The sequence below is a fragment of the Streptomyces sp. NPDC001663 genome, from assembly GCF_042893105.1.
Taxonomy (GTDB): Bacteria; Actinomycetota; Actinomycetes; order Streptomycetales; family Streptomycetaceae; genus Streptomyces.
The window spans coordinates 42,329-56,807 of the sequence record NZ_JBIAUR010000026.1; the positions used below are offsets into that span (position 1 = coordinate 42,329).

Here is a 14,479-nt window from a genome sequence, read left to right on the forward strand (position 1 = left end):
GGGGGCCTGCGGCGTCCGCCGTTTCGCCGTCCCCTGATATATGCAGTACTGCAGTACGTCGGAAAGCAAACCGCTTTTCCGGGAAAAACACAAACCCTTCGGAGAGACCGGCAGCGAGACAGACAGCGGGGCACAGAGTGGGGCCGACAGTCCGTCCCAGTCCGGAAACATGCGCGTTTCGGACATAGGGAACCGGGGCAGGGGGCGGCGGAATACGCCGCGATGATCGGCGATCACAGATGCAGAAGCATCCGGCTGTTGCCCAAGGTGTTCGGTTTCACCCGTTCGAGACCGAGGAACTCTGCCACACCCTCGTCATAGGAACGCAGTAGCTCCGCGTAGACATCGGTGTCCACGGGTGTCTCACCGATCTCGACGAAGCCGTGCTTGCCGAAGAAGTCCACTTCGAAGGTCAGACAGAAAACTCGGCGAACACCGAGCCAGCGCGCGGTGTGCAGCAACTTCTCCAGCAACTGATGCCCGACGCCGGCTCCCTTCAGGCCGGGCTTCACTGCGAGAGTGCGGACTTCCGCCAGGTCTTCCCACATCACGTGCAGGGCGCCGCAGCCGACAACCTCGGCGTTGTCGTCCCGTTCGGCGACCCAGAACTCCTGGATGTCCTCGTAAAGCGTCACCGTCGCTTTGTCGAGCAGGATGCGGCCACGGACGTACGTGTCAAGGAGTCGGCGCACAGCCGGGACATCGCTGGTACGGGCCCGCCGGACGGTGATGGCTTTAGCGCTGACTTCGGGGCCTTCGGGGCCTTCAGGACTCTCTGCTGACATGAGCGGACGCTATCGCCCGCCGCCCTCCTGTGCCGACCCGGGGTTCTCACCCGCGGTATCGCCACCGGTATCCGGGGCCGCTTCGGATGTTTCCGGGCCTTGGACCATGCGTACGGCGTCTCGCAGGGCATGTCGCTGTTCGTCGCTCATCATCCCGAAGAACGCGACGAGAGCAGCTGCGGGGTTGTCACTCTGCGACCAGGCGTCGTTCATCAGAGCCGCCGCGTACGCGGCCCTGGTGGAGACCGCCTCATATCGATAGGCCCGGCCTTCGGCCTCGCGGCGTACCCAGCCCTTCTGATGGAGATTGTCCAAAACGGTCATCACCGTGGTGTACGCGATGGACCGTTCCTGCTGAAGGTCTTCCAGGACTTCCCGAACGGTCACCGGGCGGTTCCACTTCCACACCCGCGTCATGACCGCGTCTTCGAGTTCTCCCAATGGGCGAGGCACAGCTCAGCACAATAGTGGGAGAACTCCTCATTGGCCTGCCGGACGGGCACTTCAGTGACAAACAGGAACAAAAAGGGCGCACGACTCGAAAAACGCGATCATGCGCGGGAGTCGTGCGCCGATGCGGCGCCCGTGGGGAACGGCCCCGGCGGGAGGGTCAGCCGTCGGTCTTCGCGGAGCCCTGCCGGGCCCCTTCCGCGCGCGCGATGGCGGCGTCGACGACCGCGTCCTCCTTGGCCTTGTTGGCCCCGCCCTGGGTCTTCACGATCACCCTGATCACGCCGATGAAGAACACGGCCATGACGACCGGGGGCACGAGCGCGGAGACGTAGTCCATGTGTCCAGGGTAGCCATGGGGCGAAAGGGCGGACGGGGCGGGGTTGGGGAGGTTCGCGCGGTTCGGGCCGTCTCAGCCCGCGGCGAGCTGCTGGGGCAGGTTCGCGCCGGCCGGCGGGGTCGGCTTGCGACGCGGGAAGACCTCGCCGGGGGTCGGGATGGGGCGGCTCGGCTTCGGAGCGGCCGGGGCGGGAGCGGGCTTCGGCGTCGCCGGCTTCTCCGCGGGCTTCTTCTCGGGCTTCCTGGCGGGATCCCGGTCCGCCTCCTCGACGGGGGCCGCGCCGGTGCCGCTCAGGCCGCCCGTGAGGCCGCCGGGGAGGGCCGTGAGGCGGGTGCGGCAGGCGGGGACGGTCGGGGCGGCCGGGCGGCCCGTTCCGCGCGCGAGACGGGCGTGTACGTCCTGCTCCGCGAGCACCTGGCAGCGGGCCAGCAGGGCGGCCGCGGCCGGGTTGCCGCTCAGGGCCCTCAGCGCGGCGAGGTCGTCGGGTTCCGGGCGGCACCCGGCGCCCAGCACCTCATCGAGGAGCGTGAGATAGCCGGCCGCGGTGCCGGGCAGGGCGGCGCGGTAGCGGGCGAGGTCGGCCACCAGGAACGCCCGCAGCCGGGCACCCTCGCACATCGCCTCGTCGAGGGACTCGGCGAGACGGAGGCAGTCCTGGACGTCCTGGGCCGAGCCGGGGCTTGACTGAAGGGCGAGGGCGAGAGCGCGGCGGAGCACACGCAGCTCCTCCGCGCCGAACGCCATGCCGCCGCGGGATCCGTATGGCGTGGGCATGCGGCGACGATACGCGCTAATCAGACAAACTCGACATAGGGGGCGGGTGTGGCGCCGCCGAGCCACCCGGTTGGGCCGCAGGGCGGCCCGGGCTCACATCCGCGACACGTTCCGCTCGTACACCAGCCGCAGCCCGACCAGCGTCAGCCACGGCTCGTGCTCGTCGATCACCGACGACTCCCCCAGGACCATCGGTGCCAGTCCGCCGGTCGCGATCACCGTGACGTCGTCCGGGTCCTCCGCCAGCTCCCGCGCCATCCGGCCGACGACCCCGTCGACCTGCCCGGCGAAGCCGTAGATGATCCCGGACTGCATCGCCTCGACCGTGTTCTTGCCGATCACGCTCCGGGGCCGGGCCACCTCGATCTTGCGCAGCTGTGCGCCCCGGACGCCGAGTGCCTCGACGGAGATCTCGATGCCGGGGGCGATGACGCCGCCGACGTACTCCCCGCGCGCGGAGACCGCGTCGAACGTCGTCGCCGTACCGAAGTCCACGACGATCGCCGGTCCCCCGTACAGCTCGACGGCGGCGACCGCGTTGATGATGCGGTCGGCGCCGACCTCCTTGGGGTTGTCGGTCAGGATCGGCACACCGGTCTTCACGCCGGGCTCCACGAGGACGGCGGGCACGTCGCCGTAGTAGCGCCGGGTCACCTCGCGCAGTTCGTGCAGCACGGAGGGGACGGTCGCGCAGATGGCGATGCCGTCGATGCCGTCGCCCAGTTCGTCACCGAGGAGCGGGTGCATGCCCATGAGGCCCTGCAACAGCACCGCCAGCTCGTCCGCGGTGCGGCGCGCGTCGGTGGAGATGCGCCAGTGCTCGACGATGTCGTCCCCGTCGAACAGGCCCAGGACGGTGTGCGTGTTCCCTACGTCGATCGTCAGCAGCATGGCCCGTACCTACTCCGCCGCTCGCAGGTCGAGACCGATGTCCAGGATCGGCGAGGAGTGGGTGAGGGCGCCCACGGCGAGGTAGTCCACGCCGGTGTCCGCGTATGCCTTCGCGTTCTCCAGGGTGAGCCGGCCCGAGGCCTCCAGGGCGGCGCGGCCGTGCACGAGCGCCACCGCCTCCTCGCACTCGCCGGGCGTGAAGTTGTCCAGCAGGATCAGGTCGGCGCCGGCGTCCACGCCCTCGCGCAGCTGGTGCAGGGTGTCGACCTCGACCTCGATCGGCACCTCCGGGAAGGCCTCCCGTACGGCCTTGAAGGCCTGGGCGACACCGCCCGCGGCGACGACGTGGTTGTCCTTGACGAGCGCCGCGTCCGAGAGCGACATGCGGTGGTTGACGCCGCCGCCGCAGCGGACCGCGTACTTCTCCAGGGAGCGCAGGCCCGGGGTCGTCTTCCGCGTGTCACGCACGCGCGCCTTCGTGCCCTCGAGAACGTCCGCCCACGCGCGCGTGGCGGTCGCAATGCCGGACAGGCGGCACAGGAGGTTGAGGGCGCTGCGTTCGGCGGTGAGCAGGTCACGCGTGCGCGTGGTGACCGACAGGAGCTTCTGCCCGGCCTCCACCCGCTCTCCGTCCTCGACGTGCCGCTCGACCTCGAACTCGTCCTCGCAGACCACGGAGATCACCGCTTCGGCGACCCTGAGGCCTGCCACCACGCCCGCCTCGCGGGCGGTGAAGTCGGCGGTGGCGACGGCGTCTTCGGAGATGGTCGCGACGGTGGTCACGTCCAGGCCGTGGTCGAGGTCCTCCTGGATGGCGACGTTGGCGATGTCCTCGACCTCCACGGGGTCGAGTCCCGCGTCGGCCAGGAGTTGTGCGAGCGCGGGGTCGAGCCCGCACTCCAGGTATTCGGCGTCGGCGTCGGCGCCGCAGGCACAGCCGTCGCCGCAGCCGCCGTTCGACGCGAGGGGGAGGTCGGGGGTGCTCACTTCTGTCACTGCTCCTGGAGGGGCTGCCGGGTCGGGGGGAAGTCTGCGGTATCGGTGGTGTGTACGGCGAGCGTCCGGTCGGGATTCAGCCGTACGACGATGTGGCGGTGCCAGGTCGTGTCGTCGCGCTCGGCGTGGTCCTCGCGCCAGTGGCAGCCGCGGGTCTCCTCGCGCAGGCGGGCGGCGGCGACCAGGACGCGGGCCACGCACAGGAGGTTGGTGGCCTCCCAGGTGTCGACGCCGGGCTCGGAGGTCTTGCCGTTCTCGGCGAGGACGTCGCGGGCGTCGGTGTGCAGCTGCTGGAGCTGTTCGGCGGCCTTCTCCAGGGATTCCGCCGAGCGCAGGACGCCCGCACCGTCGGTCATGATCCGCTGGATCGCGAAACGGGCCTCGGGGGCGAGCAGCGGGTGGGCCGGCGTCTCGGGGTGCTCGACCGGTTCGGGCACGCGCGCGTGGAGGCCGTTCGCCGCATGGGTCGAAGCGATGTCGGCGACGATGCGCTCGGCGTAGACCAGGCCCTCCAGAAGGGAGTTGGAGGCAAGCCGGTTGGCGCCGTGCACGCCCGTGCAGGCGACCTCGCCGCACGCGTACAGGCCGGGGACGGTCGTACGGCCCTGGGAGTCCGTGCGCACGCCTCCGGAGGCGTAGTGGGCGGCCGGTGCTATCGGGATGGGCTCGGTGACCGGGTCGATGCCGTGGGCACGGCAGGCGGCGAGGATCGTCGGGAAGCGGTGCTCCCACATGTCGGCGCCGAAGTGCCGGGCGTCGAGGAACATGTGCTCGGCGTCCTGCTCCTGCATGCGGCGCATGATGCCCTTGGCGACGATGTCCCGGGGCGCGAGCTCGGCCAGCTCGTGCTGTCCGACCATGAAGCGCACGCCGTCGGCGTCGACCAGGTGGGCGCCCTCGCCGCGTACGGCCTCGGAGACCAGCGGCTGCTGGCCCTCGGCGTCCGGGCCGAGGAACAGCACGGTCGGGTGGAACTGCACGAACTCGAGGTCGGAGACCTCGGCGCCCGCGCGCAGGGCGAGCGCCACGCCGTCGCCGGTCGACACCGACGGGTTGGTGGTCGCCGAGAAGACCTGGCCCATGCCGCCGGTCGCGAGGACCACCGCGGGGGCGTGCACGGCGCCCACGCCGTCGTGCTGGCCCTCGCCCATGACGTGCAGCGATACACCTGCCGTACGGCCGTCGGCGTCCGTCAGCAGGTCCAGCACGAGTGCGTTCTCGATCGTGCGCACCCCACGCGCGCGTGCCGCCTCGACCAGCGCCCGGGAGATCTCCGCGCCGGTCGCGTCGCCGCCCGCGTGCGCGATGCGGCGGCGGTGGTGGCCGCCCTCGCGGGTGAGCTCCAGGGCGCCTTCCTCGGACTCGTCGAAGTGGGCGCCGGTCGCGATGAGGCGGCGTACGGCGTCGGGCCCCTCGGTGACGAGGATCCGTACGGCGTCCTCGTCGCACAGGCCCGCGCCCGCCACCAGGGTGTCGTCCAGGTGCTGCTCGGGGGTGTCACCCTCGCCGAGGGCCGCGGCGATGCCGCCCTGCGCCCAGCGGGTGGAGCCGTCGTCGAGGCGGGCCTTGGTGACGACGACCGTCTTCAGACCGGCGGCCTCGCAGCGCAGGGCCGCGGTCAGGCCGGCGACGCCGGAGCCGACGACCACCACGTCCGCGGCGATGGACCACCCGGGGGCGGGTGCGTGCAGTCGTATGCCTGTGCTGGTCACGAGGCGGCTCCGAAGGTGAGAGGAAGGTTGTCGATCAGCCGGGTCGTCCCCACCCGGGCGGCGACGGCGAGGACGGCCCCGCCGGTGAAGTCGTCCTCGATCTCGGTGAAGTCGGACGGGTCGACGAGCGCGAGGTAGTCCAGCTCCAGCGGCGGCGACAGGCGCGCGGCCTCGTCCAGGACCAGCCGGGCGGCGGCGCGGACGGCCGACGGGGCGCCCGGGAGCGCCTTCGCGACGGCGTGCGCGTCGGCCGCCGCGCGCGACTCCCCTATGGCGCTGAGCGCTTCGGCACGCGCGTGCGTGGCGGGCACTTCGCGTGCCCGTGCGCGCAGCGCCTCCTGGGCGGCGTGCCGGTCGCGGCCCGCGAACAGTGCGTGCGAGAGGGAGAGCGCCGTGCGCCGCTCCTCGGGCGAGAGGTAGCGGTTGCGGCTGGAGAGCGCCAGGCCGTCCTCCTCGCGCACGGTGGGCACGCCGACGATCTCCACGCCGAAGTTCAGGTCCCGCACCATGCGGCGGATCAGCGCGAGCTGCTGGGCGTCCTTCTGGCCGTAGAGGGCGATGTCGGGGCGCGTGAGATGCAGGAGCTTGGCGACGACGGTGAGCATGCCGTCGAAGTGGCCGGGGCGCGAGGCGCCCTCCAGGCGCTCCCCCATGGGGCCCGCGCTGATGCGGACCTGGGGTTCGCCGCCCGGGTAGACCTCGTCCGTGGAAGGCGCGAACACGGCGTCCGCGCCGGACTGTTCGGCGATCTTGATGTCCGCGTCCAGGGTGCGCGGGTAGCGGTCGAGATCCTCACCCTTGCCGAACTGCAGGGGGTTCACGAAGACGGTGACGACGACCTCGCCGCCGGGTCCGGCGATCTCGCGCGCCGTGCGGATCAGCGTGGCGTGGCCCTCGTGCAGGGCGCCCATGGTCATCACCACGGCGCGGCGGCCCGTACGCGTGCGTGCGTGCAGTTCGTCGGCGGTGCGCAGCAGGGCGGTGGTCATCGGGCGTCTCCCTCGGCGCCGTCGGTCCCGTTGGCGAGTACCCCGAGGAGGTCCTCGGCGAGCTCCGGCTTCAGCAGCCCGTGGGCGAGCGCCCGGTCGGCGGTGGCGCGGGCCATCGCCAGGTAGCCGGCGACGGTCTGCGGGGCGTGCCTGCGCAGCTCCGCGACGTGCGCGGCGACCGTGCCCGCGTCCCCGCGCGCGACGGGGCCCGTCAGCGCCGCGTCGCCGGAGCGCAGGGCGTTGTCGAGGGCCGCGCCGAGCAGCGGGCCGAGCATCCGGTCGGGGGCCTCGACACCGGCCTCCCGCAGCAGCTCCATGGACTGCGCGACCAGTGTCACCAGGTGGTTGGCGCCCAGCGCGAGCGCCGCGTGGTACAGCGGGCGCCTCTCCTCGGCGATCCACTCCGGCTCGCCGCCCATCTCGATGACGAGGGCCTCGGCGGCCAGCCGCAGCTCCTCGGGCGCGGTGACCCCGAAGGAGCAGCCCGCGAGGCGCTGGACGTCCACCTGCGTGCCCGTGAAGGTCATCGCCGGGTGCAGCGCCAGCGGCAGCGCGCCCGCGCGCAGGGCGGGGTCCAGGACCCTGGCGCCGTACCGCCCCGAGGTGTGCACGAGCAGCTGGCCCGGCCGTACGGCCCCGGTCTCGGCGAGGCCCTCCACCAGGCCGGGCAGTGCGTCGTCCGGGACGGTCAGCAGGACCAGGTCGGCGCGCTCGAGCACCTCGGCGGGCGTGACGAGGGGTACGTCCGGGAGCATCTGCGCGGCACGCCTCCGGGAGGCGTCGGAGACCCCGGAGACGGCCACCGGACGGTGCCCGGCGAGCTGCAGGGACGCGGCCAGCGCGGGACCCACACGACCGGCGCCGACGACGCCGACGGTGAGCCGCGCGGGGCGGTCCCTGGGGTCTGGCTGTTGGCTTGTACTCACTCGACGGCGGCCTTCCCGTTCCAGTCCGCTCCGGGTACCGGACGATTTCTCGTCATGTTAACGCGATCGGTTCGAGAGCCGTTCGGTTGTCCACAGGCTGTGGGTTATCGCACGTCGTACGGGCACGGAAATGCTGGTGCCCGCGGGAAGGGGCGCGGGAGATGATCCGGGGCATGAGCGATACGGCGGAGCAGGTTGAAGAGCGGTCGGCGGAGGAGCAGTTGCGGGAGCGGCGCCGAGCCGCCGTGCGGGCGGCGCGGCGGGTCCTGTGGCGCGGAGGTCTCGGCCTCACGATCCGGCAGCGGCTCGCGTCGCTGGCGGAGGCCGCACCCGAGGTGTACGACCTGGAGGAGGCCGCGGACATCTACGGGAACGGGGTCGTGGCGGCCCTGGAGGAACGGGTGGCGACCCTGCTGGGCAAAGAGGCCGCCGCGTTCTTCCCCACGGGCACGATGGCCCAGCAGGTCGCCCTGCGCTGCTGGGCGGCCCGCACCGGCAACCCGACGGTCGCCCTGCACCCCCTGGCCCACCCGGAAGTCCACGAACGGCATGCCTTCACCCAGGTCAGCGGCTTGCGCACGGTGCGCCTGACCAGCGAGCCCCGGCTGCCCACGGCCGACGAGGTCCGCGACTTCGACGAGCCCTATGGCGCGCTGATGCTCGAACTGCCCCTCAGGGACGCCGGATTCGTCCTGCCCACCTGGGAGGAGCTCACCGAGGTCGTGGCGGCGGCGCGCGAGCGCGACGCAGTGGTGCATTTCGACGGCGCGCGCCTGTGGGAGACCACCGTCCACTTCGGCCGTCCCCTGGACGAGATCGCGGACCTGGCGGACAGCGTCTACGTGTCGTTCTACAAGTCCCTGGAGGGCTTCGCCGGCGCGGCGCTCGCCGGCCCGAAGACGCTCGTGGCGGAGGCGAAGACCTGGCGCCACCGGTACGGCGGGATGGTCTTCCAGCAGTTCCCCACAGCGCTGTCGGCGCTCGCCGGCCTGGAGCGGGAGCTGCCCAGGCTGCCGGAGTACGTCCGCCACGCGCGCGTGGTGGCGGCCGCACTGCGGGAGGGGTTCGACGAGGCCGGCGTGGCGTGGGCGCGCGTGCACCCCGAGGAGCCGCACACCCACCAGTTCCAGGTCTGGCTGCCGTACGACCCCGACCTACTGGTCGAGACGGCGGTGCGGCAGGCGGAGGAGACGGGGACGTATCTGTTCACCGGCTACTGGGAGCGCGGCGGGCCGGGCCTGGCCCTCACCGAGGTCACGGTCGGCGCCGCCGGCCTGGAGTGGACGGCCCACGACGTGAAGGCGGCGGTGGCGGACTTCGTGACCCGGCTGCCGTAGGGCTCAGTGGGTGGGGCGCAGCCAGTGGATCAGGAGGCGGCGGATCCGCCCATGGGCCGGCCGCCCGGCGACGACGGCACGGAACTGCCGGTAGTCGCTCCACTCGCGCACGACCTGCCAGTCGTGGGCGCCCGGCGCGGGCGGGGCGGGCTCGCCGAGCCGCTGGGCGCGGTAGGTGTCGAGGAGGTACTGCTGCGTGATGCTCATGGCTGGTCGCCTTCTCGGGACGCTTCCCGTACGTGGGGATGGGCTCCGCGGCTGCCCCGGTCGTCCCAGGCTGCGCCGCCGTGACGGCGGACGTCGCGTCGATTGACGGCGGCCGTCAATCGACGGCGGCGTTGTCAGTGGCGGGGTGCACCATGAGGTCATGAGCGTGCACATCGACATCGCGGGGCTGCGGCCGGAGAGGGTCGCCGTCGTCCCCTCGCCCCTGGCCGAGCTCGGCATGGCGCTGCACGCGCTGTCCGAGCCGGGGCACCATCCGGGGCTGCAGGGCTGGGTGACGGGCGTGACGGCCCGGCTGGACCCGCATCTGGCCGACCGGATGTGCGAGGCGGACTTCCTGTGGCGGTCGACGTTCTCGGACCTGTTCCTGCCGTACGCGGGCGTCCCGGGCGGCGCCGCCCTCCCGGGGGCCACGCTCGCCGAGGAGCTGGATTTGCTGGACAAGCTGACGGACGAGCAGTTCGTGGACGCCGCGCTGGAGTTCAGCTGCGCGCTGCCCTACGGCGTCGGGCCCGGCCCGCTCGTCGACGCCGAACTGCGCCGGCTCTCCCTGGAGCTGGCCGCCGCGCGAGGACCGCGTCAGGAGCGGTTCACCGAGCTGCTGCTGACCGACCCGCCCAGGATCCGGGCCTGGCTGCGGCAGTTCCTCCAGGGCTGCGACGAGGCGTTCTTCGCGGAGACCTGGTCCCGGCTGCGCCACCAGCTCACGGCGGACGCCCGCCACAAGACCGACCTCATGCGCCGCAAGGGCCTGGCCGAGGCGCTGGCCGCCGCGTCCCCGGCGATCACGGTCGACGAGGCCGCCGCCGAGATCACGGTCGACAAGCTGAGCGTGGGCCGTGCCTCCACGCGGGACGGCACCCTCCTCCTCGTACCGACCAGTCTCGGCTGGCCCCACCTGGCCGTCCTGTACCGGCCCGGCTGGCAGCCGGTGCTGCACTACCCGGTCGGCTCCCCGGAGCTCGCGGCCCCGCCCTCCGTCGAGCAGCTCACCCTGCGGATGACCGCCCTGTCCCACCCCGTGCGGATGCGGATCTGCCGCTACCTGGCCCGCAGCGCCCACACCACGAGCGAGCTGGCGCAGGCGCAGGGCGTGACGGCCCCGGAGATATCCCGGCACCTGGGCGTCCTGAAGAAGGCGGGCCTGATCACCACGCGGCGCCGCGGCCGGTACGTCCAGCACCAGCTGGACATAGCCGTCGTGGCCCGGCTGGGCAGCGACTTCCTGGAGGGCATCCTGCGCTGAGCGGCGGCCCGCCCGCCCGGCTCAGTCGAACCGGATGTGCCGGATGCCCACCCGCACCTGCCTGAGCCGCGTCCGCAGCGCGCCCTCGTTGTTCGGCCGCAGCTGCAGGCCGGCGAGCACGGCGATGCGGTCCGCCGTCTTCGGCACGGTCGAGTGGTCCGTCCACAGGTGCTCGGCGAACTCCGGCTCCTGCAGCCGCTCCAGGCAGTGGTCGAGCTGCTGCACGGCCCAGGTCTCGCGTCCCAGACCGGCGTTCTTCCCGGCGACGTACTGAAGGAGGTGCCCGAAGCCGCGCTCGCGCAGTCGTTTGAGGACGGTCTCGCGCTGGGCGAGGAGAGTGAAGTGCCGTACGTCGTGGCCGAGTTCACGCAGCCGGCCCACGGTCTCCTCGAAGCAGCCGGAGTCGGTGACCGTCATGGGCGCGATCACGACTCCGTCGTGCTTGGTGAGGGCGAGGTCGAGCACCTCGACCACGCCCTGCCGCCAGGAGGTCAAGTCCTGGAAGTTTCCGCGCAGTTCGGGCGGAAGCATCCGGCGCAGACCGAATCCGGCGTGCTCGGGGTCGCAGATGACGCTGCCCCTCAGGCGCCGCTGGATCTCGTGCGCGGTCTGTGTCTTGCCGCCCCCGAAAGGGCCGTTGATCCACAGGAGCATGCGCAGACCCTAGTGGGCACCGGTTACGCGAGGGTCACGCCGCCCGTGGATCAGCCGTCGCCGATGGATCAGCCGTGCCCGCCCGCGCGCACCAGCCCGGTCTCGTACGCCAGGACCACCACCTGCACCCGGTCGCGCAGCCCCAACTTGGTGAGGATGCGGCCGACATGGGTCTTCACCGTCGCCTCGGACAGCACGAGCCGGGCCGCGATCTCGCCGTTCGACAGGCCCTGCGCGACCAGGACCATGACCTCGCGCTCGCGGTCGGTGAGCCGCTCCAGCTCCTTGTGCTGGGGCTCCTTGCCGGCGCTCGGCAGCATCGGCGCGAAACGGTCGAGCAGGCGGCGCGTGGTCGAGGGGGCCACCACCGCGTCGCCGCTGTGCACGGAGCGGATGGCGGTGAGGAGTTCGCCGGGCGGCACGTCCTTGAGCATGAAGCCGGAGGCGCCCGCCTTCAGCCCCGAGAAGGCGTACTCGTCGAGGTCGAAGGTGGTCAGGATCAGCACCTTCGGCGGATTCGCCTCCTGGCAGATGCGACGGGTGGTCTCCACGCCGTCCAGCTTCGGCATGCGCACATCCATCAGCACCACGTCGACAGCCGTGGCGCGCAGCACCTGGAGGGCCTCGACACCGTCCCCCGCCTCCGCAACGACCTCCATGTCCGGCTGCGCGGCGAGCACCATCCGGAACCCGGTGCGCAGCAGCACCTGGTCGTCGACGAGCATCACGCGGATCGTCATCGGGGTCCTCTTCCGTCTCCGTCTACAAGGCCGTTACAGGTGTCAATACGGGGCATGCGTCGGCGTCAGTGCGCCGGTTTGAGCGGCAGCAGGGCACTGATGCGGAATCCTCCGCCCGGCCGCGGCCCCGCGTCCAGCGTGCCGCCGACCATACCGACCCGCTCGCGCATCCCGATCAGGCCGTGCCCCTGGCCGTCGGCGCCGCCCTCCTCGTAGAGCTCGTGCGGGGCGCCCTTGCCGTCGTCCTCGACGAGGAGGCCGAGCCCGTCGTCGAAGTAGACCAGCCGCACGCTCGCACCCGCGTTGGGCCCGCCGTGCTTGCGCGTGTTCGTCAGCGCCTCCTGCACGATGCGGTACGCGGTGAGCTCGACGCCGCTGGGCAGCGGGCGCGGGGTGCCCTCGACCTTGAAGTCGACGGGCAGGCCCGAGGTGCGGCACTGCTCGATCAGCTCGTCGATCTGCTCGACGTCGGGCTGCGGGACGTACTCGCCGACCTCCTGGTGCTCGCCGGTGCGCAGCACGCCGAGCAGGCGGCGCATCTCGGCGAGGGCCTGGCGGCCGGTGGAGGAGATGGTCTCCAGGGCCTTCTTGGCCTGGTCGGGGGCGGCGTCCAGGACGTAGGCGGCACCGTCGGCCTGCACCACCATCACCGACACGTTGTGCGCGACGACATCGTGCAGCTCGCGCGCGATCCGGGCGCGCTCGGCGGCCACCGCGACCTTGGCCTGCGCCTCGCGCTCCTTCTCCAGCCGGGCGGCACGCTCCTCCAGCTGCGCGAAGTAGGCGCGGCGGGTGCGGATCGAGTCGCCGAGCACCCAGGCGAGTGCGAACGGCACCGTCAGGAAAACCGCCTTCGCGGCATTGCCCAGCGCGCTCCCGTCCTGCGGCCAGCGCAGCTGCGCCAGCGGCGCCGCACACAGCCCCACGGCCAGCGCGAGCCGGGAGGCCCATCGGGCGCCCGTCGCCGCCACCGTGTAGACGATCACCAGCATCGCGAAGTCGGCGGCCATCGTCTGGACGTTCAGCACCAGCTGCGCCAGACCGAGCCCCATCGCCAGCAGCAGCATCTTCTCCGGCATGCGCCGGCGCAGCGCGATCACCAGGCACAGCAGAAACGTGATCGGAACGATCAGCGCCGGGGCCTCGGTGCCCCGGACCGCCGAACTGGCGGTTCCGCTCAGCAGCGAGATCCCGAACAGGAAGACGGCCCAGAAGGTGTCGACCCCTGTCGGGTGTCTGCGGAGGAAGTCATAGAGGCGCTGCACGTAACCCAGCGTAGGGAAGCCGGATGCGTGCAGGGGTCAACCGGAGGACCGATCCGCATCCGGCGCGCATACTCCGCAAGGTGGAGGCTTCGTTCTCCTGCGCGCTTAGCCTGGCCCGGTGACGGACGACGCAACGGACGAGTGGCGCGGTTGGCGGGCGGCGACGCAGGACGCCCTGTACGGGTCCGACGGCTTCTATCGCAGGCCGGAGGGTCCGGCCGGGCACTTCCGTACGTCCGTGCACGCGTCGTCGCTGTTCGCGGGGGCCGTGGCGGGGTTGCTGGGCCGGGTCGACGAGGCCCTGGGCCGGCCCGCTCGGCTCGACTTCGTCGACATGGCGGCGGGGCGGGGCGAGCTCGTCGGCGGTGTGCTGGCCGCGCTGCCGGCGGATGTGGCCGCTCGCACGCACGCGTACGGCGTCGAGATCGCCGACCGCCCGGAAGACCTGGACGACCGGATCGAGTGGCTGCCCGAGCCGCCGCAGAAAGTCACCGGGCTGCTGTTCGCCAACGAGTGGCTGGACAACGTCCCGGTGGACATCGCCGAGGCGGACTCCGCAGGCGTACCTCGCAAGGTGCTCGTACGGCAGGACGGGACCGAGCGGCTCGGGGAACCGGTCGGCGGTGCCGAGGCGGAGTGGCTCGCGCGGTGGTGGCCGCTCGGCGGGGCGGAAGGGCTGCGGGCGGAGATCGGGCTGCCCAGGGACGAGGCGTGGGCGGACGCGGTCGCGAGCGTCGGCCAGGGCCTCGCGGTCGCCGTCGACTACGCGCACACTCTGGATGCGCGCCCCCCGTTCGGGACCCTCACCGGCTTCCGCGCGGGGCGTGAGACGGCACCGGTGCCGGACGGGTCGTGCGACATCACGGCGCACGTCGCGCTGGACGCGTGCGCGGCGCGCATTCCCTCCGGCGCACGCCTGTTGCGACAGCGCGAGGCACTGCGCGTCCTGGGCGTCGCGGGCGCGCGCCCTCCGCTGGCACTCGCGTCCACACAGCCCGCCGCCTACGTGCGCGCTCTTGCAAGTGCCGGCGAAGCCGCCGAACTCACCGCTCCGGGCGGCCTCGGCGACTTCGGCTGGCTGCTGCAGTCAGTTGGAATTCCGGACGTACTGCCGGATGTACTGGTCGACTGACCCGTTACCTGCCTGTC

The 14,479-nt window shown here is 72.2% G+C and carries 16 protein-coding genes; 3 read left to right on the forward strand and 13 right to left on the reverse strand.

Annotated features, from left to right (window positions below):
• Positions 1 to 233: 233 nt before the first annotated feature.
• From ACFY1L_RS50690 to ACFY1L_RS50730, 9 genes are all read right to left on the reverse strand, one after another.
• Positions 234 to 785 (reverse strand): amino-acid N-acetyltransferase, encoded by a 552-nt coding sequence (locus tag ACFY1L_RS50690; RefSeq protein ID WP_361275225.1) that lies wholly within the window; start codon positions 783 to 785, stop codon positions 234 to 236.
• A gap of 9 nt (positions 786 to 794) precedes the next feature.
• Complete coding sequence (locus ACFY1L_RS50695; protein ID WP_388841964.1) at positions 795 to 1,226, reverse strand: BlaI/MecI/CopY family transcriptional regulator; 432 nt, start codon at positions 1,224 to 1,226, stop codon at positions 795 to 797.
• A gap of 169 nt (positions 1,227 to 1,395) precedes the next feature.
• Positions 1,396 to 1,575: a hypothetical protein gene (locus ACFY1L_RS50700; protein ID WP_388841966.1), complete on the reverse strand. Its 180-nt coding sequence runs from the start codon at positions 1,573 to 1,575 to the stop codon at positions 1,396 to 1,398.
• 72 nt (positions 1,576 to 1,647) lie between these two features.
• Positions 1,648 to 2,319 (reverse strand): hypothetical protein, encoded by a 672-nt coding sequence (locus ACFY1L_RS50705; protein ID WP_388842171.1) that lies wholly within the window; start codon positions 2,317 to 2,319, stop codon positions 1,648 to 1,650.
• A 123-nt stretch (positions 2,320 to 2,442) separates the two neighbouring features.
• Entirely contained in the window at positions 2,443 to 3,240 is a 798-nt protein-coding gene (locus ACFY1L_RS50710; protein WP_361275217.1) for a type III pantothenate kinase, read from the reverse strand.
• Between the two features lie 9 nt (positions 3,241 to 3,249).
• A complete protein-coding gene (nadC, locus tag ACFY1L_RS50715; protein WP_388841968.1) occupies positions 3,250 to 4,227 on the reverse strand; it encodes a carboxylating nicotinate-nucleotide diphosphorylase in 978 nt (325 codons plus the stop codon).
• A gap of 5 nt (positions 4,228 to 4,232) precedes the next feature.
• Positions 4,233 to 5,948 carry an L-aspartate oxidase gene (locus ACFY1L_RS50720; protein ID WP_388841970.1) on the reverse strand — a complete coding sequence of 572 codons (1,716 nt, stop codon included), beginning with the start codon at positions 5,946 to 5,948 and terminating at the stop codon, positions 4,233 to 4,235.
• Entirely contained in the window at positions 5,945 to 6,937 is a 993-nt protein-coding gene (panC, locus tag ACFY1L_RS50725; protein ID WP_388841972.1) for a pantoate--beta-alanine ligase, read from the reverse strand. The genes ACFY1L_RS50720 and panC overlap by 4 nt, the downstream gene beginning before the upstream one ends.
• Positions 6,934 to 7,863, reverse strand: coding sequence for a Rossmann-like and DUF2520 domain-containing protein (locus ACFY1L_RS50730; RefSeq protein ID WP_388841974.1), 930 nt, complete (start codon positions 7,861 to 7,863; stop codon positions 6,934 to 6,936). Before ACFY1L_RS50730 ends, panC begins: the two co-directional genes overlap by 4 nt.
• 173 nt (positions 7,864 to 8,036) lie before the next feature.
• Between ACFY1L_RS50730 and ACFY1L_RS50735 the strand changes: the two genes are divergently transcribed.
• Positions 8,037 to 9,200, forward strand: coding sequence for a threonine aldolase family protein (locus ACFY1L_RS50735; protein WP_388841976.1), 1,164 nt, complete (start codon positions 8,037 to 8,039; stop codon positions 9,198 to 9,200).
• 3 nt (positions 9,201 to 9,203) lie between these two features.
• On the opposite strand, the gene ACFY1L_RS50740 is transcribed toward ACFY1L_RS50735, so the two are convergent.
• Positions 9,204 to 9,407 (reverse strand): hypothetical protein, encoded by a 204-nt coding sequence (locus ACFY1L_RS50740; protein WP_388841978.1) that lies wholly within the window; start codon positions 9,405 to 9,407, stop codon positions 9,204 to 9,206.
• A 160-nt stretch (positions 9,408 to 9,567) separates the two neighbouring features.
• Here ACFY1L_RS50740 and ACFY1L_RS50745 point away from each other — a divergent pair, with 160 nt between their 5' ends.
• Entirely contained in the window at positions 9,568 to 10,671 is a 1,104-nt protein-coding gene (locus ACFY1L_RS50745; RefSeq protein ID WP_388841980.1) for a DUF5937 family protein, read from the forward strand.
• A 21-nt stretch (positions 10,672 to 10,692) separates the two neighbouring features.
• Here the strand turns inward: ACFY1L_RS50745 and ACFY1L_RS50750 are convergent, their stop codons facing one another.
• The 3 genes from ACFY1L_RS50750 to ACFY1L_RS50760 all read right to left on the reverse strand — a co-directional run bounded on the left by ACFY1L_RS50750 (position 10,693) and on the right by ACFY1L_RS50760 (position 13,330).
• Positions 10,693 to 11,325 carry an AAA family ATPase gene (locus tag ACFY1L_RS50750; protein ID WP_388841982.1) on the reverse strand — a complete coding sequence of 211 codons (633 nt, stop codon included), beginning with the start codon at positions 11,323 to 11,325 and terminating at the stop codon, positions 10,693 to 10,695.
• A gap of 68 nt (positions 11,326 to 11,393) precedes the next feature.
• Positions 11,394 to 12,065, reverse strand: a complete 672-nt coding sequence (locus ACFY1L_RS50755) for a response regulator (RefSeq protein WP_388841984.1) — start codon at positions 12,063 to 12,065, stop codon at positions 11,394 to 11,396.
• 65 nt (positions 12,066 to 12,130) lie between these two features.
• On the reverse strand, positions 12,131 to 13,330 hold the full coding sequence (locus tag ACFY1L_RS50760; protein ID WP_388841986.1) for a sensor histidine kinase: 1,200 nt from the start codon (positions 13,328 to 13,330) through the stop codon (positions 12,131 to 12,133).
• 118 nt (positions 13,331 to 13,448) lie between these two features.
• On the opposite strand from ACFY1L_RS50760, the gene ACFY1L_RS50765 reads away from it, so the two are divergent.
• Complete coding sequence (locus tag ACFY1L_RS50765) at positions 13,449 to 14,462, forward strand: SAM-dependent methyltransferase (protein WP_388841988.1); 1,014 nt, start codon at positions 13,449 to 13,451, stop codon at positions 14,460 to 14,462.
• Positions 14,463 to 14,479: the final 17 nt, after the last annotated feature.